The organism is Dyadobacter diqingensis, from assembly GCF_024220585.1.
Lineage (GTDB): Bacteria > Bacteroidota > Bacteroidia > Cytophagales > Spirosomataceae > Dyadobacter > Dyadobacter diqingensis.
On the sequence record NZ_JAMXKF010000008.1, the window covers coordinates 304,565 to 328,666 of the forward strand.

The 24,102-nt window shown below is 43.0% G+C and carries 16 protein-coding genes and 1 pseudogene; 7 read left to right on the plus strand and 10 right to left on the minus strand.

All coding sequences use genetic code 11. The annotated features are described in order from the left end of the window. Nucleotide 1: 1 nt before the first annotated feature. From M1L62_RS21245 to M1L62_RS21255, 3 genes are all read right to left on the minus strand, one after another. Entirely contained in the window at nucleotides 2-2,185 is a 2,184-nt protein-coding gene (locus M1L62_RS21245) for an FN3 associated domain-containing protein (protein WP_254561639.1), read from the minus strand. Further along, a complete protein-coding gene (locus tag M1L62_RS21250) occupies nucleotides 2,185-3,642 on the minus strand; it encodes a DUF1501 domain-containing protein (protein WP_254561640.1) in 1,458 nt (485 codons plus the stop codon). Before M1L62_RS21250 ends, M1L62_RS21245 begins: the two co-directional genes overlap by 1 nt. A 141-nt stretch (nucleotides 3,643-3,783) precedes the next feature. Further along, nucleotides 3,784-6,108, minus strand: a complete 2,325-nt coding sequence (locus M1L62_RS21255) for a PSD1 and planctomycete cytochrome C domain-containing protein (protein WP_254561641.1) — start codon at nucleotides 6,106-6,108, stop codon at nucleotides 3,784-3,786. 281 nt (nucleotides 6,109-6,389) lie between these two features. Between M1L62_RS21255 and M1L62_RS21260 the strand changes: the two genes are divergently transcribed. The 3 genes from M1L62_RS21260 to M1L62_RS21270 all read left to right on the plus strand — a co-directional run bounded on the left by M1L62_RS21260 (nucleotide 6,390) and on the right by M1L62_RS21270 (nucleotide 7,938). Next, nucleotides 6,390-7,301: a DUF1338 domain-containing protein gene (locus tag M1L62_RS21260; protein WP_254561642.1), complete on the plus strand. Its 912-nt coding sequence runs from the start codon at nucleotides 6,390-6,392 to the stop codon at nucleotides 7,299-7,301. A gap of 102 nt (nucleotides 7,302-7,403) precedes the next feature. Next, complete coding sequence (locus tag M1L62_RS21265; RefSeq protein WP_254561643.1) at nucleotides 7,404-7,577, plus strand: hypothetical protein; 174 nt, start codon at nucleotides 7,404-7,406, stop codon at nucleotides 7,575-7,577. Next, the gene (locus M1L62_RS21270) at nucleotides 7,567-7,938 is read left to right on the plus strand and encodes a type II toxin-antitoxin system VapC family toxin (RefSeq protein ID WP_254561644.1); all 372 of its coding nucleotides are present in this window, start codon (nucleotides 7,567-7,569) and stop codon (nucleotides 7,936-7,938) included. Before M1L62_RS21265 ends, M1L62_RS21270 begins: the two co-directional genes overlap by 11 nt. A gap of 13 nt (nucleotides 7,939-7,951) precedes the next feature. On the opposite strand, the gene M1L62_RS21275 is transcribed toward M1L62_RS21270, so the two are convergent. After that, the gene (locus M1L62_RS21275) at nucleotides 7,952-9,901 is read right to left on the minus strand and encodes an SGNH/GDSL hydrolase family protein (RefSeq protein WP_254561645.1); all 1,950 of its coding nucleotides are present in this window, start codon (nucleotides 9,899-9,901) and stop codon (nucleotides 7,952-7,954) included. A gap of 172 nt (nucleotides 9,902-10,073) precedes the next feature. On the opposite strand from M1L62_RS21275, the gene M1L62_RS21280 reads away from it, so the two are divergent. Next, nucleotides 10,074-10,331 (plus strand): hypothetical protein, encoded by a 258-nt coding sequence (locus tag M1L62_RS21280; protein WP_254561646.1) that lies wholly within the window; start codon nucleotides 10,074-10,076, stop codon nucleotides 10,329-10,331. A gap of 85 nt (nucleotides 10,332-10,416) precedes the next feature. On the opposite strand, the gene M1L62_RS21285 is transcribed toward M1L62_RS21280, so the two are convergent. From M1L62_RS21285 to proC, 6 genes and pseudogenes are all read right to left on the minus strand, one after another. Beyond that, on the minus strand, nucleotides 10,417-12,966 hold the full coding sequence (locus tag M1L62_RS21285; protein ID WP_254561647.1) for an adenosylcobalamin-dependent ribonucleoside-diphosphate reductase: 2,550 nt from the start codon (nucleotides 12,964-12,966) through the stop codon (nucleotides 10,417-10,419). Nucleotides 12,967-13,592: 626 nt separating this feature from the next. Further along, nucleotides 13,593-14,093 (minus strand): hypothetical protein, encoded by a 501-nt coding sequence (locus M1L62_RS21290; RefSeq protein WP_254561648.1) that lies wholly within the window; start codon nucleotides 14,091-14,093, stop codon nucleotides 13,593-13,595. 115 nt (nucleotides 14,094-14,208) lie between these two features. Beyond that, nucleotides 14,209-14,808 carry an immunity protein Imm33 domain-containing protein gene (locus M1L62_RS21295; protein WP_254561649.1) on the minus strand — a complete coding sequence of 200 codons (600 nt, stop codon included), beginning with the start codon at nucleotides 14,806-14,808 and terminating at the stop codon, nucleotides 14,209-14,211. Nucleotides 14,809-14,937: 129 nt separating this feature from the next. Next, nucleotides 14,938-15,069, minus strand: a pseudogene (locus tag M1L62_RS29765) (pyrroline-5-carboxylate reductase dimerization domain-containing protein); the annotation flags it as partial. 223 nt (nucleotides 15,070-15,292) lie between these two features. Continuing rightward, nucleotides 15,293-15,790 (minus strand): YfbM family protein, encoded by a 498-nt coding sequence (locus M1L62_RS21305; RefSeq protein WP_254561650.1) that lies wholly within the window; start codon nucleotides 15,788-15,790, stop codon nucleotides 15,293-15,295. 46 nt (nucleotides 15,791-15,836) lie between these two features. Beyond that, complete coding sequence (gene proC / locus M1L62_RS21310; protein ID WP_254561651.1) at nucleotides 15,837-16,640, minus strand: pyrroline-5-carboxylate reductase; 804 nt, start codon at nucleotides 16,638-16,640, stop codon at nucleotides 15,837-15,839. A gap of 376 nt (nucleotides 16,641-17,016) precedes the next feature. Between proC and M1L62_RS21315 the strand changes: the two genes are divergently transcribed. From M1L62_RS21315 to M1L62_RS21325, 3 genes are read left to right on the plus strand one after another with little or no spacing between them, the layout of a single operon-like run. Next, complete coding sequence (locus M1L62_RS21315; protein ID WP_254561652.1) at nucleotides 17,017-20,448, plus strand: transglutaminase family protein; 3,432 nt, start codon at nucleotides 17,017-17,019, stop codon at nucleotides 20,446-20,448. A gap of 32 nt (nucleotides 20,449-20,480) precedes the next feature. Continuing rightward, the gene (locus tag M1L62_RS21320; RefSeq protein WP_254561653.1) at nucleotides 20,481-23,036 is read left to right on the plus strand and encodes a circularly permuted type 2 ATP-grasp protein; all 2,556 of its coding nucleotides are present in this window, start codon (nucleotides 20,481-20,483) and stop codon (nucleotides 23,034-23,036) included. Further along, nucleotides 23,026-23,901, plus strand: coding sequence for a transglutaminase family protein (locus tag M1L62_RS21325; protein ID WP_254561654.1), 876 nt, complete (start codon nucleotides 23,026-23,028; stop codon nucleotides 23,899-23,901). Before M1L62_RS21320 ends, M1L62_RS21325 begins: the two co-directional genes overlap by 11 nt. The last annotated feature ends 201 nt before the right edge of the window (nucleotides 23,902-24,102 follow it).

The window sequence follows — 24,102 nt, forward strand, 5'->3', positions numbered from 1 at the left end:
TCTAATTCACAAACACTTCGTCAATAAATACCCAGGCTTTTTCTCCTTTTCCGGGATGCCAGGACGGTAACTTTGATAAAGGTTTGGCTATAACTTTCAAACAGCCTATTTCCTGTGTGCCGAAATCAAAATCAAATACCAGATTTTCTGAATTGGAAGTTGTTTTTACAGGCGTCTCAGGATTAAGTACCTTTAATAACTTCATCTGCTTTTCATTCGCACCACCCCAGACTTCAATACGAACCGGTGGGAAGATATATCCGCCAACATTGCGCAACATACTCAGCGTCACACTTTGTGCCTTAACAGGTTTGTTAAAATACAAATAAGCCTGAAAATCTACATCGCGGTAACCCAGCCATTTACCACTCGAAGTGGATTGATCGCTTTTTACACCATCGTACAAAGTTTTCGCACCCTGCGCCGGATATTTAATATCGGTCTTGGTAATCAACCTTGCGCTATCCGCATGGAAAGTGGATTTGAAGAAAAACTTTTCGACAGTCTTGCTACCATACCAGCCTTTTTTGAATGCCCTGGCTTTGATTTTTGTGTTTTTTGCGGCAGGAAAAGGCTTGTTATAAACAAGCGACGTCGTGCTGTCCGGCTCCGAACCATCGAGGGTGTAGCGAATAACCGTTCCGGGAATCTGGTGTTTCAGCCGGATTTCCGTATTTCCTGACAAAATCTGGCTTTCATTTTCTATAACAGGCGGGTTGAGGTTCAGCACCAGCGTATCACCGCGAAACCCGGTTTCATAATTTATTCCGGCCGACTTTTTCAAGGTTATCATTTCATCCGGTGTCAATTCGGTATTCCAGACAAATACATTTTTCAGGGAAGGTATCTGTGAAAGTGCCTGAACCTGGGCAAGTTTTACTTTTGTGCCGCTCAACGACAGACTTCTCAATTTTGGCAGTTTTTTCAACTCCTGCAATGTCGAGCCGGTAATATCGGTAAAATTCAGGATCAGTTTTCGTAACTCCGTAAACTGGCTTATCGTTTTCAGATCCTCGTCTTTGACCGGCATTTTACTCAAATCCATTTGGATGATCTGGCCTTTCAAAGGAGCCAGCGCACCGATATCCTCCGCTTTAAAATTGGCGCGGTTGTAGAAATTGACTGCCAAAGCAGGAGATTCCGCCGCCACCGACTTAATCAGACGATAAGTAGAATTCAACTCCTTGATTTTGTCGGCACTGGCTGCGCTAAACGCATATTTTTCCTCAGCCTCTCCACTAGCCAGCACATTTTGTGCATAACTATACATCGGGCTCTGCGGATTAAGCGATTTAACCATCAGATCAAATTTCGAACCACCTTTGATCCATGCTTCCAGCAATGCTATTTCCTCGTCTGTCAAAGGCACTTTTCCTCTCGGCGGCATGTGTTTTTTGTCGTCCAGCGGCAAATGCACCCTTGTTAATAACACGCCCAAATCTACTTTGGTCGTATCCCAGGGAGTGCCTTCTTTTCCGCCTTTTGCAAACAGCTCTTTGGTCTGCATCTGCAAATCTCCTTTTGATTTCTGGGCATTATGGCACGAAATACATTTTTGTTCTAGAATTGGCTCCACCAGATCCGTATACACATTCGCTTCTTCGAAAGTTACCTTGTCATTTTCAACCATAGCGAGTTGCATCGGGGCCGTTAAAAAATCTTCTCCATGGGTAAGATTTCCGCCCAAATGGCCTCCTATTAATAACATAACCAGCAATGAAACCGATATTAGCTTCGCCGGCAGTTTCCAGGGCGGCAAATATTTTTTGAAGCTGTACCAGACGATACTGCAAAGCGAAATGATAACTCCCAGCCATTTGTGCCAGAAAAGGGCATCTGCTTCATATCCTTCTTCGCGGGATAATACAAAACCGGAAAACGCCGCCACAACGGATGTCAGTGTCCCGATCAGTAATAAAGTATCCGCCAGGTTTTCATTCCACTTACCAGAATCTTCTTTTTCGACGAGGAGAATCCAGATCGAATAGAGCATCAGCACAACCAGTGGAAAATGCAAAACCAAAGGGTGCATACGTCCGAATGATTGCATCCAGACCGGCACCACAAACCGGTTTTCAAAAAGTAAAAGAAAAACTAAAAGGCCATTCAGAAAGAAGGCAAAATTATAAACCCATCCCTTCCAATCTGAAAAAGAACGGCCGTCTGGTCGTGATGCTGACTCCATTAAACAATAATTCCTTTTACTAATTTGCCAGCAACATCAGTCAGTCTGTATCTGCGTCCCTGATGCTTGTAAACTAATTTTTCGTGATCCAAACCTAACTGATTTAATATGGTAGCATGGAAATCATGCACATGAACCGGGTCTTTTACAATGTTATAACCAAATTCATCCGTCTCTCCATAGACAATGCCAGGTTTCACGCCACCACCAGCCATCCAGACTGTGAAGGCACGCGGATGATGATCGCGACCGTAATTATCCTTAGTCAAAGTACCCTGACAATAGTTCGTACGTCCAAATTCTCCTCCCCATATTACCAGTGTTTCATCCAGCAGGCCCCGTTGTTTCAGGTCGGTGATCAGTGCAGCCGATGCCTGATCGACATCCATACACTGTCCTTTTATTTCGTTTGGCAAACCACCATGGCTGTCCCAGCCCTGATGATAAAGTTGTATAAAACGAACGCCCTGTTCAGAAAGCTTTCTTGCTAAAAGACAATTTGCAGCATAAGTCCCGGGCACCAAACACTCCGGTCCGTACATTTTCACGATTGATTCCGGTTCCCGGGTCATATCCGTGATTTCAGGAACGGCCGTTTGCATCCGATAGGCCATTTCATACTGCTGAATCTTGGCCGTAACTTCCGGATCTCCGAATTCATCAAATGTATTTTGATTCAGCTGAGAAAGTTTATCCAGCATTTTTCGTCTTTCCTCCCGGTTCATACCATCTGGATCATTCAAATACAGTACAGGATTTTCTCCGCTGCTGAATTGTACGCCCTGATGGACAGAATCCAAAAAGCCATTCGTCCACAATTTTGAATAAACTCCTTGTCCGTTTCCTTTTCCCCTTGACAACAGCACACAAAAACCTGGCAAATTCTGGTTTTCGCTGCCCAAGCCATAACTCAGCCATGCGCCCATACTGGGCCGGTTTCCTACCTGAGCCCCTGTCTGAAAGAATGTCAGTGCCGGGTCATGGTTTATCGCCTCCGTATTCAGGGTTTTGATAATACATAGGTCATCGACGATCTTGGACATATGGGGCAATAATTCGCTCATCCAGGCGCCCGATTTTCCATATTGCGCAAAATTAAAAACAGAGCCTGCCAAAGGAAACTTAGCCTGATTTGCCGTCATACCGGTCAGGCGCTGACCCGCACGAATGGATTCAGGTAAATCCTGACCATGCATTTTATTGAGCATGGGCTTATAGTCAAATAAATCCAGCTGCGAAGGCGCTCCGTTCTGAAAAAGGTAAATAACCCTTTTCGCTTTCGGGGCAAAATGTGGCAAACCCGCCATGAGGTCATTCACATCGCTTTCCCCTCCGCCTTTAAAAATGTCAGGTATGAGTAAGGAACCCAAGGCAGCACTCCCCAAGCCCAGACTAAGCTTGGACAAAAAGTGTCTTCGGTTTGTGTTTAAGCCAAAATCAAAAATAGGTTTTTCCATAGGGAATCGGTTTTGGCTATCAGCTGTTGGCTTTTAGCTAAGTCCAGGGTAATAATTTCTTCTTAATAAAACGACATTAAATTCTACTTCTAAAAACCTTGGATCGAGCCAGGCCTAACCGCTAATAGCCAACAGCTGGACTTACGATTTTGTAATCGTTTCTTCCATATTATAAAGCGTGTTAATCACCCGCATGAGCGCTGCCGCTTCATTCTGATTTACCTTTAATTCATGCGGATGTTCGCCCACATTTAAAATTTTGTGCGCCTGGTTTTTGCTTTTTTCTATGATAGCAAATTCATCTTTATAATATTCAGTAAGCAGCTTGACTTCCTTATCCGACGGTTTCCGGCACACAATTCTTTGAAATGATTCGATAATTTTTTGCTCGGGAGATAAAGATTTCAAAGACATTTTTTCCGCTAAAACCCTCGAAGCTTCCAAAACCGCAGGATCATTCAGCATCACTAACGCCTGCAAAGGGGTATTGGTTTTCGAACGTTTTACTTCACAATGATCCCGGTTACTGGCATCAAAAATGATCATCGAAGGAGGTGGAACCGTGAGTTTGATAAAAGTGTAAATCCCCCTGCGGTAGAGCGCATCGTCGTGATCCTGATTATATTTGGCCAGCTGGCCCCTTCCCGACGTGGCTGCTTCCCACAGTCCTTTAGGCTGATAAGGTTTGACACTCGGTCCGCCGATTTTTGAATTAAGTAAACCACTGCTCGACAAAACAATATCGCGGACGGATTCTGCCGGCAAACGGTATCTCGGCCCTCGTGAAAGGTAAATGTTGTCGGGGTCCTGTTTTTCTTTTTCCTTCGTAAGTTTCGCCGACTGCTTGTAAGTGTTTGAGGTCACAATCTGCCTGATCAATCGTTTGATATCCCAGCCATGATTCATAAAATCGACTGCAAGCCAATCGAGCAACGCCGGATGTGTCGGCAGTTCTCCCTGCATCCCGAAGTCGCCGGTACTTTTCACAATACCCCTGCCGAAAAACTCCTGCCAGATCTGGTTTACAAAGACCCTGGCCGTCAACGGATTTTGTTTGCTGGTGGTCCAGCTGGCTAATCCCAGTCGGTTTTGAGGAATTTTTGTCGTGTCAAATTTCATAACGGACGGCAGTCCGGAGGCTGATACCACCTTTCCAGGTGCGTCATAAACACCCCGGTTCAGGATATGTGTTGGGCGCAGAGTATCGCGCTCACCCATTACGGAAACCATCAAACGGTTGGTATCCGGACTATTTATAAAAGTCAGAATGCTCTTTGCCTCCGCATCCGAAATGGTCATGATCGGATTTTTTGCCGGTTTCGACTGCGACACGTCGCCTTCATAACCGACCTCCTTGGTGTTGTTGAAAAACGCGAACAAACGATAATAATCTTCCTGAGAAATCGGGTCATACTTATGGTCGTGGCACTGCGCGCATTCCACCGAAAGACCCAGAATGCCCATCCCATACGTTTTCGTTTTGTCAATATTATATTCAATCCGGTATTCTTCCGGAATCACCCCACCTTCCTCGGTATACTTATGGTTTCTGAAAAATGCAGTAGCCAGAATTTGCTCTTTGTTGGCATTTGGCAGCATATCGCCGGCAATTTGCCAGGTCAGGAATTTATCGTAGGGCAAATTTTTATTGAAAGCACTGATCACCCAGTCACGCCAGGGCCATTGCGTACGGATTTCATCATCCTGATATCCATAAGAATCCGCATAACGCGCGACGTCGAGCCAGTGAAGCGCCATTTTTTCTCCATATGTTTTCTGGCGAAGCAATTCGTCGACTATTTTTCCATAGGCATCAGCACTGTTATCAGCCGCAAATTTGTTCTGAAGTTCAATCGAAGGCGGTAAACCTGTCAGGTCCAGTGAAGCCCTTTTCAGCAGGTTATTTTTATCCGCCTCTTCATTCGGTTTGATACCCAGACTTTCCATTTTATCCAAAACGAAATAATCAATCTCGTTTTTGGGCCAGTCTTCCTGGTTGACCTCCGGTATTTTGGGCAACACGGGCGTCGTAAATGCCCAGTGTTTTTCATACTTTGCACCTTGTTCAATCCATTTTTTTACCAGGCCGATCTCTGACTCGTTCAACAGACCCAAATGAGATTCTGGTGTTGGCATCTGGATTTCGGGATCGAGCGATGTGATCCTTTTATACAACTCCGATTGTTCGGGTTTTCCGGGGAAAATAGCGACGGCACCCTTACCGTCCTTCAATTTGGCGTATGCACTTTCAGCCATATCAAGCCGCAAACCGGCTTCCCGTTTGTTAGCATCCGGCCCGTGACAGGCAAAACATTTGTCAGATAAAATCGGGCGGATGTGGAAATTATAACTGACAACTTCCTCCGAAGACTTTTTTGTGGCACTACCATTCTTTTGAAAACAGGAAATCACCCCCATTACAATCGTGAGAACTGTTCCGCCCAAAAAGAAGAGTCGCTTCTTCATTTATTTATTACGTTATTGGTATAAAATTCGGTCAGGGTATACTACCAGATAAAATAGAGCAGGATATAATTATACTCTAAATATTTCAAGTTATTTTAATAAAACATTCAAATATACTGATTATGTATGGACATTTGCAAAATAAATGTTTTTTTAATAATACATAATATAAATTTTAATAGATAACCACTTGGCAGAATATAATATTAAAACATACTATTAATCAAAAGAATAAAACAAAATCGTTTGTAATCAAGACTGAACAATAAACTTTTCATTTTATGCCCGCTTCAATTCAAAATACAGCGAAATTAGATATCGTTTTGAACGGCTTAATGCGCCGCTACAAAGAGCGTGTCCCGGATGTAAAAAAAATCCTGGATGCGATGGTTTCCGAGGGAATAATTAAGACGCAAGAAGATGTCGAAAACGATCATATTGCATTCCGGACTATGGGCGTGCCTCAGCTCGGGATTTCCTCTTTCGAAAAAATATTTCTTCCCTATGGTTATGAAAAACGGGATCATTACTTTTTTGAAGGGAAAAAACTGGATGCCTGGTGGTATAGCCCGGCGAGAGAACGAGATCCTCGTATTTTCGTCAGTGAGCTTCGCGTAGGAGATCTTTCGGAGGAAAGTCAGCGCATCATTAAAAGTTATACCGACGAAGTTGTCGGTGATCCTGTGGATAACCTGGATTTGAACGATGCAGATGCTGTGGATCAGTTTTTACACACACCGCTTTGGCGAACACCCACGCTGAGTGACTACCTGACTTTGCTAAAAGAAAGCGAATACGCTGCCTGGGTTATCTACAACCGATATTATCTTAACCACTTTACGATCAGTGTGCATAATTTGCCAAAAGGTTATGATACCGTCGCCGACTTCAATGTGTTCCTTGAAAAACACGGGATAATGCTGAATACGTCCGGCGGAAAAATCAAGACAAGTCCGGATGGCGGTTTGATACAAAGCGCAACGGTGGCAGAAATGATCGACGCCGAATTTGTCGGTGGCGAAACATACAGGATATCCGGCTCCTATGTTGAATTTGCGGAGCGAAGGGTTTTACAACAATTTTCAGGTTTATCGTCACCCGAAATTTCAAGAAAACACCGTCGCGACGGATTTGAGGCTGCCAATGCCGACAAGATTTTTGAGAGCACTTACACGACACAAACGGGAAAGTAAAGGGGAATTTTATTCAAAGTTGTGGTACGGCGATTTTGGTCATTGCTAATCAGATCAAAATTCATAAATTAGTTGTTACTAAGGCAGATAAAAAATGAAATCATGGTTGTAGTCATAAAAAAAGACGCCCCGCCTTCTGCAATTCAGGATGCGATGAAGGCTATTGCGGAGGAGAGATCTACCCGAAAAGGGTTTGATGCCAAAAAATATGCGGGGAAGCTAAAACGAGGCTTAGATGGCTTAACTTATCAAAAAGAGTTAAGAGATGAATGGTGAAAAAATTCTTGCTGATACCAATGTATTTATAAACCTTGCCGAAGGGAAAGAAGGGATTGAACCGCATTTACAGGGCAAAGAGATATTTGTTTCAGCCATTACCGAGATTGAATTACTGGGGTATTACCAAATTACTGAAGCTGAAAAAAACTATTTCAAACTACTTTTAAATGATTGCTCGATCTTGGAGCTAACTGACGCTATAAAGCAACGTGCTATCGATCTAAAACAAAAGCATCGGATAAAATTGCCTGACGCTATTATTGCGGCTACCGCGCAGTTTTTGAAAGTTGGATTTGTAACTTTTGATAAAGGATTTTCAAATATCCCCAATCTCGATTTGATTCTTCTTGAATTTTAGGGGCGCTTTACAATCACTCATTCACCAAAAAATAAACCACCCGGCAAGCATTCCCGATACTTTTTTCGTTTTTATCCTGGACAGCAGTCAAACGCAAAGTATGCTTACCTGATGAAAGCTCATCCGACAGCATCAGATACCAGGGTAAATGAAGCTGGTTGCTCCATGGTGTGAATAAGTCGAGACTTTTTGCTTTTTTACCATCAATAGAATAAGAAATTTTCCCTGCGTCAGGCCCGGAAATAATAGCGATCCCGACTGCACGTCCTTTAAATTCAAATTCAAACGAACCATTCGCACTTTCACTGACTAACATCGGGACATTGACAAAACCCGGTCTTGTAGAAACTTTATCAATCGGTTTCCAGTCCGGATCAATTTTGAAACCATTCAGTTTCCGCGCTTCTGAAACCTGATGATAACTTGCCTTTTCATAAGAAAACTTGTCAATAGCGGGCGGTAATTTTATCATTCCGGCAGCATTGTTATCCGGCGTCCGTTTTAACAATTCCTTGATCGTTTGAAAATAGACCTCCTGTCCGTAGGGAGAAGGGTGTAAATCCTTAAAATCATATTTCCAGGAAAATTCTCCTGCCTGAATCCGATCATAGACTTCCCTGGCAAGATTGATATAAGCCGCTCCGTAATATTTGGCTATTCGCTGGTGTACAGCCACTTCCAGCGGCTCTTTTCCATTGTCATAATCCGTGTTTTTGGTTGGTTCGGCAAATGCCATCAGTACAACATTTGCTTTTGCATTTTTAGCGTACATCTGGCGAATTATTCCTTCAAGCCCCTTTATCTGAGCCTGTTCGCTGAAACCATTACCGCGGTCATTCACTGCAGACTCAAGAAAAAGAAGATCAGGCGTGTCTTTATCCAACACGTCGCGCTGAAAACGGAAGGCGTGTGGTGTGCTGCCAAGCGACGGAATTCCTGCCGTTATAAACGTAAACTCCGTTTCAGGAAAATGTTCCTGAAGGTATTGTGCTGTTTTGTTCCTCCATCCGGGATTATGCGTGATTGACCCTCCAAGAAAAGCTACCGTGCCTTTTTTTGTAGTGCTGAACTTCTCATAAGCATTACTCAGGCCGCGGTTCAGTTCGATATAGGGCGTATGAGGCAGCGGTTTCAGTACGGGAACGCTGTTATCGTAAATAAAATCTGCGAACTTTTCAGGATGTTCGATTGGGAAATGATGCCCTTCCAAAGCTTGTTCACCGCGTGTCATGGGATAAACGGTTGCCGGCCCTCCAAGTTTCAAATAGTTTTGAACCAGAATGTCCGAATTTTCTGTCGGTGGTACAATTTTATCTTTCAGCCCGATCACGTGCAAAATGGGCACTTTAAATGATGCCAGACCAGCCAGATCATTCAGGGGGATATCTTCAAATGTTTTCGATGTTTCTTCGGTAAGGTGGTTAAGTTCGAGCCAGCTTGTCCAGTCTTTGGGAGAGCCTTGTCCGGTACCTTTCCCTCCCGGCCAGCTTTTCGGATCACAAACCGGCGCTTCCGCGTAAATGCAGCTAACCTTATCCGGGTTACGTTTGGCCCATCCGTATACATACAAACCGCCGCGACTGACGCCTTCCAGTGCAACCTTCGGAGCGAATTGTTTTTCCTTCACCAGATAATCATAAAATGAATCCCAAATCTGCATTGCTTTGGGGTGTGCGAAAAGATCATTCGTATTTACATAGGCGACATGGAAACCACGACTTAATAAAATACTATCCATTTCAGTGTGCCAGGTTGGAAAATGCGCACGCCAAACCCAGGGATTGCCAGCTAGCGCCTGTTTCGGTTTTACATACCAGGCTTTTGTATTTTGAAATGAAAACTCGACTTTATCAAATCCTTTCCAATTCGTTGTTTGCTCACTCGTTTGCGCTATCAGTTGGTTAAAAGAACTTATCGCAATGAACAAGAAAAGGGCGCGGAGGTAATACTTTATGTCTTTCATACTGATACAAAGACCGGAATCGCTTTTCTCTAACTGATGTGTAACTGGTAAATTTATTTTTTCGGACCGCTGATCCTAAGGGAGCGCTAAACGCTATTGGTACGATATTTTATCCATTTGATTATCAAACAATAACTTGAGACTTATGGATAAGATTGAAAAGTTTAAATCAATGGAAAAAATTCTTCGTGAGATCGAGGATTTAAAAAACAGTGAAACGGCCGTAATCAAGAAAATAGGCCAGGTTGAGACTGAAAATATGAATGTGAACGTGCAGGATCTCGACAAATCTTTAAATCAGATTTACGATGGCGCTTATAAAAACCTGGAAAATATCGAAGCCCTGCATATTTCTTTTGTAGACAAAGTTTCCGATTTTAAGGAAAAAAATAACATCACGGATGATATGCTGCTCGAAATAAGGGGCTAACTAAAACAAAATGTATTGAGCTTAAGTCAAAAAGAAGTCAACCTTTTAAAGGTTGACTTCTTTTATTTTAAAGTGAAATTTCTGATCATCCGCACTTTGAAGAACCACAGTCCTTACATGTCAGACATCCTTCCTGATAAAGCAGATTGGTAGAATTACAGTTCTGGCATTTTTGTTTTTTAACTTCGGTGCCATCCGGGACATAACGTTTCAGCGCACGCGCCACACCATTTTTCCAGGTATTGATGGATTCATCCAGTTGTAAACTGCTGATCAGGTCGACTACTTTTTCAATCGGCATACCGTGACGTAATGTACTGGAAAGCAATTTTGCATAATTCCAGTATTCCGGATTGAATTTGTGTGATAACCCTTCGATGGTTGTTTTGTAGCCACGTGTGTTTTTATACTGGAAATCGTAACGCGAGCTTCCATCAGCTTCACGATTTTTGATGATCAAACCTTCGTTAACCCATCTTGGAATCAGAATCCCGTCTTCATCATCGGCAAAACCTGTGAAAATTTCATAAGGTCTGTTGTCGATCAAACCGATAAAGGCGATCCATTTGTCTTTTTTATTCTGGAAACGAACAATTTCGGCGTCCAAAGTCTGTGGGCGGATCGTTGGGAAAGGGGTGTTATTGATTTTATCTTCCTCTTTCTTCTCTTCATTGGAAATTAAAACCCCCGAACGTGAGCCGTCCCGGTAAACGGTAACTCCCTTACATCCCGCTTTCCAGGCTTCCAGATAACATTCACCAACCAATTCTTCCGTTACATCATTCGGCATGTTAATAGTCACACTGATCGAGTGATCAACCCATTGCTGGATAGCGCCCTGCATTTTTACCTTTTTCAGGTAATCTACATCATTGGAAGTGGCTTTGTAATACGGCGATTGTTTTACCAGATCATCCAGCTCTTTCTGTGCATAGTTTTTGGTCAGGTCGTGGCCGTTTATCTCCATCCATTGTTTGAAACGATGGTGGAAAACCACATATTCTTCCCACGAATCGCCTACTTCATCCACAAAATCCACACGCGCGTCCTGATCGTTCGGATTTACCTTTCTTCTTCTTTTGTAAACCGGCATAAATACCGGCTCAATACCCGAGCTTGTCTGCGACATCAAGCTGGTTGTGCCTGTGGGTGCGATGGTCAATAACGCAATATTTCTGCGCCCATGTTCCAGCATTTCATAATAAAGCTGGGCATCTGCTTCCTTCAAACGAAGCATAAACGGGTTGTTTTTTTCTCTGTCGGCATCAAAAATGGTGAATGCGCCGCGTTCTTTCGCTGTATTCACAGAGGCGCGGTAAGCAGCCAATGCAATTGTTTTGTGAATTTCAACGGAAAATTCGGAGCCTTCGTCGCTTCCGTAACGCAAGCCAAGTGCAGCAAGCATATCCCCTTCGGCGGTGATGCCAATACCCGTTCTTCTGCCCTCTCTTGCTTTGGTCTGGATATTCAGCCAGAGATTTTTTTCTGTACGTTTGATTTCATCACCTTCCGGGTCTTCGTCGATTTTTTCAAGAATGGCATCAATTTTTTCCAGTTCCAGGTCGATGATATCGTCCATCATACGCTGAGCAGCGTTGATATGTTTTTTGAAAAGATCCCAGTTAAATACAGCTTTGTCTGTAAACGGATTTTCTACATAAGAGAATAAATTGATTGCCAGCAAACGACAGGAATCATAAGGACATAACGGGATTTCACCACAAGGATTGGTCGAGACCGTTTTGTAACCCAGGTCGGCATAACAATCCGGCAAAGATTCTCTGATAATGGTATCCCAAAACAAAATCCCCGGCTCGGCTGATTGCCACGCGTTATGAACAATTTTTTTCCACAAAGCCGTCGGGTCAATCTCTTTTGAATACAGAGGCGTTTTGCTGTCGATCGGGTATTGCTGGGTATAAGGCTGATGCGCTTCAACGGCGCGCATGAAAGCGTCGTCAATCCGAACGGAAACATTGGCGCCGGTTACTTTGCCCTGTTCCATTTTTGCATCAATGAAATCTTCCGAATCCGGATGTTTGATCGCCACGGATAACATCAGGGCGCCCCGTCTCCCATCCTGCGCCACTTCGCGCGTCGAGTTGGAGAAACGCTCCATGAAAGGCACAATTCCCGTTGACGTCAGCGCGGAATTCTTAACCGGCGAGCCTTTCGGACGAATGTGCGACAGATCGTGTCCAACGCCCCCGCGTCTTTTCATCAGTTGAACCTGTTCCTGATCAATTTTCATGATCCCGCCGTATGAGTCAGAATCACCATTATTTCCGATCACAAAACAGTTGGACAAAGACGCGATCTGGTATGGGTTGCCAATGCCTGTCATCGGACTTCCCTGCGGAATGATATATTTGAAATCCCTGATCAGATCAAAAACCTCATCCTCGCTCATCGGGTTTGGATATTGTTTCTCAATTCGGGCAATTTCGCTGGCGATACGTCGGTGCATATCATTGGGTGTAGCTTCGAAAATAGCTCCGTAAGAATCTTTCAGCGCATATTTGTTCACCCAAACGCGGGCTGCAAGGTCGTCTCCTTTGAAATATTCGAGAGATTGCTGATAAGCTTCATCTGAGGTGTAGGTCGTCTGATTTTCAGATGGATTTGCAACTTTCATGTGATATATTTTTAGCTTTTTTGATGTTGAACGCAATCTTCAAAGTTAATTATTTGTTAAGTTTTATATTCATTAAAATTGAAAAAGTTTTCGAAAAAATTCTATAACATGTTGTTATTCAAAAAATTAAATTTTGTGTAGTGAGAAAAAGTTTACAAATATTTATTTAACGTAAATTTTATCATTCAAAAATTATTTCCGGATTTTTTTATAATCCTATTTGTCTGATTCAGTTTTGTTTAAAGAAATTAATAGTAATAAATTAGTTATTAAAGTGAAATTTTGGTCTAAAAACAGCAAAATCCCACACCGGCTGGCATGGGATTTTATTGGTTGTTCTGAGAATCAGGTATTGTCTCAGGCAAAGTCATAAAAGGCTATAACACCCCTGCAAAAAAAGCCTTACTTAGCAATATGGATTCGTCGCACGGAACAGCGAACTAACACCGATTTGTAATCGTTGCGGGCCGCGTAGGGTTGTTTGTATTAGCGTTTTTAACGCTTAGTTCAACAATTGAAATATGTAAGAATAATTACTTTGTTAAGAAGGGATCCGTTTCCGGGTACATGTGCTTTATTTATGTATCCTATTCCAGCGTTACAAACGCTAAACCAAAAAACACCGATTACAAATCGGTGTTAGCATGCTGCAAATGTTTTTTATGAAGTACATCAAATAGCCAACTTAAAAGTATAATAATCGGAAGAGCAATCCAACCAAAGAAAATTATTTCCAATCCATTCTGTCCGTCTGTTACATAGCAGAGTTTGATTGAGTTAGAATAAAATAATGCTAACCCTCCTTGAATACATGTATACTCGGCAATATTGAAAAATATTAACCGCATTGACATACCCACTTTGGTAAAGTGAGACTTTGCGAAATATCTAATGAAGAAATACGGCATTGTCAAAGCACCGAGAGCAGAAATTGAAAAAACTATTTTGTAAGCAAGAGAACATTCAACTCCTAAATTTGTCAAAAGCATTTGGAAACCAAGAAGAATAATTGCGGTAAAACCAGGAATGAAAAAACCAGCGATCAAAAAATACCCTGTCTTACCAACAAAACTAAATGGCTTTATTCGTCTAACAATCTTCGGTATTGGTTTTATTCCTTCGTCCATAATTAGTGTTTATTACTTGCAGTCAGTTTGATGTTAGCAGGTTCCCAGCGTCACAAACGCTACACCAAGAAACCCCGATTACAAATCGGTGTTAGCATGGCTTTTTTATTCGTTCTTATATTTTTTTAAGTTTTTCGTCATACCAAATGTCCTCGTAGTCTTTACTGTCAGCTAAAAATCTATAACCGATGTCAAGTCCTAAATACTTAATTATTTCTGGTCTTTGTTGTAATAAATGTTCTGCACAAATTGGTAGGAAAAAATCTTCTGCTTCGGAATATTCACCTGTCCATATAAACCAACCTGTTGTACCTTTTTCTGATGGATGTCTTAGTCCGTTAATTGGGTCTTTTTCAAGGTTTGTCGAAACTCCAATTTTTAATTTCTTATTGATTGGTTTCCAAGTTGAATTATTTTGTTCGCAAATTTCTTTTTGTCTATCAATATGTGAGTTCCAATTATTGTAAATCAGTAAGTCGTCTCTCTCAGTCAATAAACGTTTTTTCCAAAGTGAAACGTTTGTTTTATTAATTTCAAAATTTATGTCTTCGTTATCCCACTCAAATATTGTGTCCGAAATAATTTCGTCTTCGTCCCACTCAAAATCATCATCACTAATTGCTGTCGACGCAAAATTTTGAATTACGGTTTTGTCAATTTTGTTGCCCAGAAAATTATCGCAAAGTTCAATTAAATTTTGTCTTGTTACTTTCATTCGTGGGCGTTCTAAAATTACTGCTAACTCTATAATATACGAAAGTTTTGTTTCAGTTTCCTTATTTATATAATTACGACATATTGTTAGGTTTTGTAATTGTAAATAGTAGGAAAAAAACTTTCTATATCACCCCTTCGACAACTCACTCGACCTTACCTCTGCCGCCAAAATCCCATCAATCAAAGTCTCATCCAAATGCCCCGCTTCAAATTGTTTCAGAGCAGCCTCGGTAGTACCGCCGTTGGAAGCAACCGCTTCCGCTCAATTCTGTTACTGCGTTTAATTCTTCTTCTTCCCAAAATAAAGAGCGTTCTGGGACAGTGATTAAATTTTCAACCTGTTCCAGTTGTTACAAACGCTAAACCAAGAACTCCCGATTATAAATAGGGAGTTCTTGATCCATGAATATTGAACAAAAAGATGAGCAATTATCCGTCTACCATCATAGCAAAAATTCCAACTTTGTCAGCTTTTTGTCAGTCTAGTTTATAAAAGTAATAATGGCTTCGTCGTTCTTAGCAGCCTCGGCGTATACCTCTTGAATTGTCTGAAAGTATTCAGTTAAGTAATTTACCTCGTCTTCGCTATCCCAAATATTAGGATACACTTCGAGTTCGGCCATCTTTTTTGCGTCATATTTTTTACTTAATTCCTCAACTGATATTTTCGAAATTTGTTCATTTACTTCTTTTACTTGTTCGGGTATTAAATATTGTCCGGGCCCATAACCTAAGTCTTGTTCTTCATCTATTATTTGACCACTGAATAAAACTCTTGTAAGTGGATGATTAGAATTTTCGAAATTTTGTCCAGTAAGCAGAAAAATTATTCCATCCCACGATTTGTCAATGTCTATCAGATTAGGGTCTACATCGTCGGTTTCGTCGTTGTATATTCTACTTTCTAATAGTGAACTGTCTTTTAAATATTCTTCAAGTTCATTTTTTGTTACTCGAAGTAAATTGCCTATCATACTCATAAGTCCAAGTATATTTGTGGTATAAAAGATTGTCAATTATTGCTAATCACCCCTTCGACAACTCACTCGACCTTACCTCTGCCGCCAAAATCCCCCCAATCAAAGTCTCATCTAAATGCCCCGCTTCAAATTGTTTCAGAGCAGCCTCCGTCGTACCGCCTTTGGAAGCAACCGCTTTGATTAATTCGTCCAGCGATTTATCGGCCGTGTTAATAAGGTGGAAAGAGCCGAGCATCGTTTGTTTTACCAAAAGTGCAGCCACAGATTCTTCAAAACCCATTTTCTTTCCTGCTTCGATCATCGCTTTGACTACGTAGAAAAAGTAAGCCGGTCCGCTTCCGCTCAATGCTGTTACGGCGTTCAATTGTTCTTCTTCTTCCAAAAACACGGAGCGTCCTGTCGCATTGATCAGGTTTTCAATTTTACGAAGCTGGTTGATATCCACCTCTGGGGATGCGGTATATGCCGTGATACCCATACCCAACATGGCAGGCGTATTTGGCATGGCACGGATCACGGCTTTGTGATCCAATACTGTTTGAATATTGGCAATGGTTACACCGGCCATGATGGAAAGTACCACCTGTTTTGGCGTAATCACGGCGCGCAGTGCTTCCTGTACCGATGCAAAATCCTGTGGTTTTACCGATAAAATAATCAGGTCATACGTGCCGATCTGCGGACTTATCACGCCGGTAATAACGCCGGGCTGGAAGCTGCTTAGCTTTTCCATGCGGTCGTCACTTTTTTCAACCAATAAGAAATCTTCTTTTTTAACCAGATCAAATTTCAGGAATGCGCGTGCAAAGGCGAGTCCCATGTTGCCGCAGCCGATAATTGCAATTTTCATTTTAACAGAATGTATTTGGGTAATTATTTCGGGGTAATAAGGAATTAGAACATTGCGAAAACCTGGCAAAAGTGCGTTGGTATTTCGCAATACTCATGGCGAATTTCGCAACTTTTAGCTAAATATTAGATTATCAGGAGTAATTAGATGGAAATATCAGGAATGAATTATGCGGGCAACACGTTTCCTTGTTTATCTTCTTAACTTCGACTTCGGTTTTGAGATCTTCCGTTTAGTTTAAAATGCGCTCGAAGGATATTCTGTAAAAATAAATTCTTGTAGAAATATATTTTGAAAAATACGTATTATACATTTTTTTAGAGCTAAGAAGACTCATTGCCGCCAAATTATCATAGATTATTGTAATTCTCCAATTATGGCTATAAAAGTTGCTATTTCACACAAGACCAAGTACAAGTTTGATCGGAGTGTTGCATTGTCACCGCATATTTTCAGATTACGTCCTGCGCCGCATTCCCGTACGGCGATCGAAGGATACTCTTTTAAGATTACGCCCGAAAATCATTTTATAAACTGGCAACAGGACCCTTTTGGCAACTATCAGGCCAGGGTTGTGTTTCCGGAAAAAACAACAGAATTAAGCGTAGAGGTTGAGGTGATTGCCAAAATGCAGGTCATCAATCCTTTTGACTTTTTTGTGGAGGATTATGCGGATATGTTTCCATTTCAGTACGATGCGTCGCTGAAAAAGGAACTGGGTCCTTATCTCGAACCGAGAGAGGCCGGTCCTTTGCTTTTGGAGTGGATTGAACAGAATAAGGTAAATTATGATATAAAAACGGTCGATTTTCTGGTTCATCTCAACCAGAGGCTTTTTAGCTCGATCAATTATAACATTCGCATGGAAGCCGGCGTGCAGTTATGCGAAGACACGCTGACGATAAAAAGCGGCTCCTGCCGGGATTCTGCCTGGTTATTGGTGCAGATTCTTCGCCATCTGGGTATTGCGGCACGTTTTGTTTCGGGTTATCTGGTCCAGCTGACTTCGGATATCAAATCGCTTGACGGTCCTTCGGGTCCGGAAGAGGATTTTACGGATTTACATGCGTGGACTGAGGCTTATATCCCCGGAGCAGGCTGGATTGGGCTTGATCCAACTTCCGGACTTTTTGCCAGCGAAGGCCATATCCCCCTTTGCTGTACGCCCGATTATGCAAGTGCAGCCCCGGTTTCCGGTGCAACCGACGTTTGTGAAGTCACTTTTGAATTCGATAACAGCGTTTTCAGGATCCATGAAGATCCGCGGGTCACGAAACCTTATACCGAAGAACAATGGGGCAAGATCATGCAGGTCGGCCATGATGTAGAAAAAGATTTGCAGGAAGGAGATGTGCGGATGACCATGGGTGGTGAGCCGACATTTATTTCCATTGATGATTTTGAAGGTGCGGAATGGAATACCGCGGCCGACGGGCCATTAAAAAGGCAGCTGGCTTACGACTTGTCTTTACGACTGAAAAACCGCTTTGCCCATGGTGGTTTATTGCATTTCGGACAGGGAAAATGGTATCCGGGCGAGTTGTTTCCCCGGTGGCAATATGCCCTTTACTGGCGCAATGATGGCTTGCCGATGTGGAAAAATGACGCGTTGGTAGCCAAGGAAGGCCAAACAAAGTATACTTTTCATGAGGCGGAGTTATTTGCCAAAGAGCTGACAAAATATCTGGGTATTGATACCAACAATATTACGCCGGCTTACGAAGACCCGGTTTACTGGGCCTTGGAAGAGGGCAAATTGCCTGTTAATATCGATCCGTTACAGGTGAATCTTAAAGATTCCATTGAAAGGCGGACCTTAGCTCAGTTACTACAAAAAGGCCTGAATAACCCCACTGGCTATGTTCTGCCTTTGAAATACAATATTCCGGGTGAAAACTGGGTGAGTTGTGCCTGGGAATTCCGTCGGAAAAATTGTTTCCTGATTCCGGGAAATTCGGCCATTGGTTTCAGGCTTCCGCTGGATTCTCTTCCTGAAATAGCAAAAGATAAGAGAGAGCAGCCGATTGAAAGAAGCCCGTTTGAAGATTTACCACCTTTGGGTGATTATAAATCGGTCGTGGAGGCAAGATATGGCACGGTTGCGCCTGAATATATTCCGCCGGTGAACAAAGTGATCGAGGACGAGGACGAAGAAAAAGATAAAAAGATAAAGAAGGAAAAGGAGGCTGAGCAAGCATTGCTTTTTGAAGTTCCGATCATTAAAACGGCACTTTGCGTAGAAGAACGCGACGGGATTATTTACGTTTACCTGCCGCCAACGGATTATCTGGAACATTATCTGGATTTGATGGCTTCCATTGAAGCGACGGCCGAAAAATTGCAAATGCCTGTCAGGATTGAAGGATATCCTTCACCTTCCGATTATCGCGTACAGAAACTGATCGTTACGCCTGATCCGGGTGTGATCGAGGTAAATATTCATCCGGCCAAAAACTGGACAGAACTGGTTGATAACATCAGTGCCTTATACGAGGAGGCATTTTTCTCGCGTCTGGGAACCGATAAATTTATGGTCGATGGCCGCCATACCGGAACAGGCGGGGGGAACCACGTAACCATTGGTGGTGCAAAACCGGCGGATAGTCCGATTCTGCGCCGACCTGATTTATTGAGAAGTCTGATCACGTACTGGCAGCATCATCCCGCGCTTAGTTATTTGTTTGCAGGTCCGTTTATTGGCCCTACGAGCCAGGCGCCACGGATTGATGAAGGGCGCGATGAAAAATTATATGAAGTAGAAATTGCATTTGACCAGATTCCGGACGGAGAAGAAATCCCGTTCTGGATGGTGGATCGTATTTTCAGGAATTTACTGGTTGATATTACCGGTAATACGCACCGCTCGGAATTCTGTATGGATAAGTTGTACTCACCGGATTCGTCAACGGGCCGACTGGGTATCCTTGAATTCCGTGCTTTTGATATGCCGCCGCACAAGCATATGAACCTCGTTCAAACGCTGCTTATCCGTGCGCTTATCGCCAAATTCTGGAAAGAACCTTACAAACATAAACTGATCCGCTGGGGTACCGAATTACATGACCGTTTCCTGTTGCCGCATTTTGCTTACATGGATATGGTGGACGTTGTAAATGACCTGAAAGATTCAGGGTATCATTTTGATATCTCCTGGTTTGATCCTTTCTTCGAATTCCGCTTCCCCTATTATGGCGGCATTACGGTTGATAATATCCAGCTTGAAATCCGCCTGGGTATTGAGCCCTGGCATGTTTTGGGTGAAGAACTGACAAATTCGGGGACCTCTCGTTTTGTAGATTCATCGTTGGAAAGGATTCAGGTTAAGGTCAGCGGTTTTGTAGAAGGTCGTCATATTCTGGTTTGTAACAGTTGCCGGGTGCCATTGAGGAGCTCGGGTGTGAAAGGTGAATTTGTAGCCGGAGTCCGTTATAAAGCCTGGAATCCGCCATCCGCCCTGCATCCGACGATCGGAGCCGATGCACCTTTGGTGTTCGATATTGTAGACACATGGAATAACCGTATCTTGGGCGGCTGTACATATTTTGTTTCACATCCTGGCGGTCGTAGTTTTGATACACATCCTGTCAACAGCTTTGAGGCAGAGTCCAGAAAAATCAGTTTGTTCTGGGGTTTTGGACATACACCTTCTGCTAATCAGGAAGTTCCGATTTTGGATCGGTCGACACCAGCGGTTTCCCGTTTTGTTGCCGAGACTAAAAAAGAGCTCAAAAGTGATACGCCGATTGAATTGATCGATCCGGAATATCCGAACACTTTGGATTTGAGAAAATACTGGAAAGCAAAATAACGCCTCCATCTGAAAAATTATTTAGTTGAATTATGCTTACTGAAGCTTCCGTGAATCTTTTACAATCATATCGCAGCGGGCTGAACTCGTATGATGAAATTCTGGATGTAAAAGGTCGTGTGAAACCACATTGGCAAGCCCTGTTTGCGACGCTGGAAAAGCTCGGTATCGACGAATTAAAAACCAGGAATCAGGAAATTATTGACAAACTCCGTGAAAACGGGGTGACTTATAATGTTTACGAGGGCGTGGACGGTCTTAACCGCCCCTGGCAGCTCGACCCGATTCCGTTTTTAATTGAACAAAAGGAATGGAATTTAATAGCAAAGGGCCTTCAACAGCGGGCCCTGCTGCTTGATTTGATACTTCGTGATATTTACGGTCCGAGAAATCTGGTTCGGGATGCGGTCATTCCGGCTGAACTGGTTTTTGACAATGTAGGATTTTCACGCCCCTGCGCAGATTTGATCTTACCGGCACCCAATCAGCTTGTCATGTATGCGGCGGATATTGCCCGCGGGCCTGACGGGCAGATGTGGATCGTTGACAACCGTACCCAGGCTCCATCAGGGTCAGGATATACGCTTGAAAACCGGATTGTGATGAGCAAGCTGCTGCCGGAACTCGCGGACGGTATGTATGTGAGCAAATTGTCTCCTTTTTTTAACAGCGTTCAAAACACCGTTTCCAGGTTATCCGGAAAAAATAAGGAGGCACCCAACATTGTTTATCTCACGCCGGGGCCAAACAACGAGTCCTATTTTGAGCATGCTTATCTGGCATCTTATTTAGGCTATACACTGGCGCAGGGGGATGATTTATTGGTTCGTGACGGTTATGTCTGGCTGAAATCCATTGAAGGTTTACAGCGTGTCGATGTGATCATCCGCAGAATCGACGATGACTGGTGCGACCCGCTGGAACTTCGCGAAGATTCCAGACTGGGTGTTCCCGGACTGCTTCATGCCATTCGTAAAGGAAATGTAAAAGTGCTGAATCCGCCGGGTACCAGTGTGCTGGAAAATCATGCGTTTCTGGCATTTATGCATAATATCTGCCGGTATTTTCTGGGTGAAGATCTGATTATGCCTTCTGTCGCGACCTGGTGGTGCGGACAACCCAAAGAACTGAATTTCGTTTTAAATAATATTGATAAGCTGATCATAAAAAAGGCTAACCGTAAATCAAGGTTCCGGTCAGTTTATGGCAGACTTCTCACAGCAAAAGATAAAGAAGAATTAAAAAAGGCGCTGATCCAGCGGCCGCATGAATACATTGCGCAGGAAGAAGTAAGTCTTTCTACGACGCCTTCTCTGGTTGACGGACTGATCGAACCGCGTTATGCTGCGATACGGGCATTTTTGGTTTCGGATGAAAAAGGTTACCACGTGATGCAGGGCGGGTTAACGCGGAGTTCGCCGGTAAAAGACCGTTTTGTGATTTCAAACCAGCATGGCGGGTTATCGAAGGATACCTGGGTGGTTTCGGATAAGACTGATGATGTGCAGGAAAAAATTACCATTCCGGTAACGGCGTCGGTTAATAAACAACCATCATTGCCGAGCCGCAGTGCCGAAAACCTTTTCTGGGTTGGACGTTATTGTGAGCGTACCATGGCGGTGGTCAAGTTTATGAACATCGTGATCAATGTGCTTAATCTTGACAGAAATTTCGGCGGCTCTTCCAAACAGGAACATATAAAAATATTGCTTCAGTCGCTGACACATCTGTCCTCGACTTATCCCGGTTTTCTGGGTGAGGATAGTCAGGAGCTGCTTAATAAACCTTACAAGGAAATCATTGACCTGGCTTCCGACGTGAACAGACAGGGATCCGTCGCTTCGAATGTCGATTCTTTTTTACATGCCGTCGGCGCAGTCCGGAACCAGTGGGATATTGAAATCTGGCATATCGTTGACCTGATCGAAAACAGTTTTCATGAAATGAAAAACAGGTCTTCGATGAACAGCAGCAATATTCAGAAAACACTGGATAAACTCTACACAAGCATGCTGACGTTCCTGGGGGTGATCTCGGAAACGATGCCGCGTGACAACAGTTTTTTACTACTCGATACGGGGAAAATAATCGAACGTATTCTTTCCAAGATCAGCATTATCCAGTCGAATTTTGGGGTAAAAAATGAAGCCAATGTTGAAAACGAGCTGATTGAAGCGACCTTACTGAATCATCATTTACTGGTTAATTACAGGCTTGTTTATAAATCCCAGCTGAATCTGGAAGCGATGCTGGATATGGTTTTATTTGAAAAATCGTTGCCGTATTCGATCGTTTATCTGCTGGATTCATTAAAGGCAAATCTTGATAAATTGCCTGAAACGAGGGGAGAACGCCTGAATGATGCGCAAAAAGCAGTGCTGGAAGCATCGACGCTGATTAACCTTGCAAGTGTTTCATCATTAAGTGAATATGACAAAGTTTCATTGGATAGAAAGGAATTGTTCAATCTGATGTCGAAGGTTTCCAGGTTAATTTCGTCGGTTTCCATGACACTGACGAATATGTATTTCAGCCATACGGTCATGCAGCATTCGTTTTTCAAACCCACAGAGAACGATGAAATATAAGCTAACGCATTTAACGGAATACAATTATGCGGAGCCGGTAAGCACCTACCACAGCCTCGTTTGCCTGACACCGCGAACGCTGCCGAAACAACTTTGTCAGGGTTTTTCAATTGAAGTGTCTCCAACGCCGGCCGAGATTATTGAGCGGGTGGATTTTTATGGAAATACAACACATTATTTTTCGCTGCACGCACCGCACAAAAAGCTTACTGTAAAGACAACCAGCATTGTGGAATGTCTGATCGAAACAACCGGGGCGCCGATCCGCTCGGATGTTACCTGTGCGGAAGCACGGCTGCGTTTTATGCAGGATCGCCCGCTGAAAGTTTCTTTGCTGGAATATTTGTTGCCAAGCCCGCTGATCAAATGGGATCCCGCGATTGTTCATTTTGCAGAAGATTGTTTTCAGGACGACCGGCCGCTTTATGAATGTGTGCACGCTTTAAGCCGGAAGATTTTTACCGAATTTGATTTTGTTCCGGATTTTACAACCATTCACACACCGATTCGTGAAGTATTGGCGGCAAAAAAAGGTGTTTGTCAGGATTTTTCACATTTGGCTATTGCTTGCCTGAGGAGTTTCGGGTTTGCAGCCCGTTATGTGAGCGGTTATCTGGAAACGCTTCCGCCTCCGGGTAAGGCAAAATTGCAGGGTTCCGATGCGTCTCATGCCTGGATTTCGGTTTTTATACCCGATTATGGCTGGTGTGATTTTGATCCTACCAATAACGTGGTGCCGGGCGAACGTCACATTATTACGGCCTGGGGAAGAGATTACAGCGATGTCCCGCCACTGAAAGGAATAATTTTCAGCTCAGGAAAACATAGTTTATCTGTGGAAGTGGATGTAATTCCTGTGGATTAACACTTAAAATTGTAATATCTTTTTAGTTTTCACAGAATGCTTGTTTAAACAATTTGAGAATTGACCTTGTTTCTCTAATTTTACCACATCATTTTAGAAACCAGTATAGATAACCTTATTTTGATGAAACCAGGCGAAATTGAATTTAACCTCCTTCGGATGAATTTGTCTGGCTACATCCCGGTGGGGAACCACGGACCA

What these genes read in the sequence shown, in the direction of transcription:
- M1L62_RS21280 (WP_254561646.1), top strand. Translation starts at nt 10,074, where the DNA reads ATGGAAAAAATTCTTCGTGAGATCGAGGATTTAAAAAACAGTGAAACG.
- M1L62_RS21260 (WP_254561642.1), top strand. Translation starts at nt 6,390, where the DNA reads ATGCCCGCTTCAATTCAAAATACAGCGAAATTAGATATCGTTTTGAAC.
- M1L62_RS21290 (WP_254561648.1), bottom strand. Translation starts at nt 14,093, where the DNA reads ATGGACGAAGGAATAAAACCAATACCGAAGATTGTTAGACGAATAAAG.
- M1L62_RS21315 (WP_254561652.1), top strand. Translation starts at nt 17,017, where the DNA reads ATGGCTATAAAAGTTGCTATTTCACACAAGACCAAGTACAAGTTTGAT.
- M1L62_RS21275 (WP_254561645.1), bottom strand. Translation starts at nt 9,901, where the DNA reads ATGAAAGACATAAAGTATTACCTCCGCGCCCTTTTCTTGTTCATTGCG.
- M1L62_RS21250 (WP_254561640.1), bottom strand. Translation starts at nt 3,642, where the DNA reads ATGGAAAAACCTATTTTTGATTTTGGCTTAAACACAAACCGAAGACAC.
- M1L62_RS21255 (WP_254561641.1), bottom strand. Translation starts at nt 6,108, where the DNA reads ATGAAGAAGCGACTCTTCTTTTTGGGCGGAACAGTTCTCACGATTGTA.
- M1L62_RS21265 (WP_254561643.1), top strand. Translation starts at nt 7,404, where the DNA reads ATGGTTGTAGTCATAAAAAAAGACGCCCCGCCTTCTGCAATTCAGGAT.
- M1L62_RS21270 (WP_254561644.1), top strand. Translation starts at nt 7,567, where the DNA reads ATGAATGGTGAAAAAATTCTTGCTGATACCAATGTATTTATAAACCTT.
- M1L62_RS21305 (WP_254561650.1), bottom strand. Translation starts at nt 15,790, where the DNA reads ATGAGTATGATAGGCAATTTACTTCGAGTAACAAAAAATGAACTTGAA.
- M1L62_RS21245 (WP_254561639.1), bottom strand. Translation starts at nt 2,185, where the DNA reads ATGGAGTCAGCATCACGACCAGACGGCCGTTCTTTTTCAGATTGGAAG.
- M1L62_RS21285 (WP_254561647.1), bottom strand. Translation starts at nt 12,966, where the DNA reads ATGAAAGTTGCAAATCCATCTGAAAATCAGACGACCTACACCTCAGAT.
- M1L62_RS21320 (WP_254561653.1), top strand. Translation starts at nt 20,481, where the DNA reads ATGCTTACTGAAGCTTCCGTGAATCTTTTACAATCATATCGCAGCGGG.
- M1L62_RS21325 (WP_254561654.1), top strand. Translation starts at nt 23,026, where the DNA reads ATGAAATATAAGCTAACGCATTTAACGGAATACAATTATGCGGAGCCG.
- proC (WP_254561651.1), bottom strand. Translation starts at nt 16,640, where the DNA reads ATGAAAATTGCAATTATCGGCTGCGGCAACATGGGACTCGCCTTTGCA.
- M1L62_RS21295 (WP_254561649.1), bottom strand. Translation starts at nt 14,808, where the DNA reads ATGAAAGTAACAAGACAAAATTTAATTGAACTTTGCGATAATTTTCTG.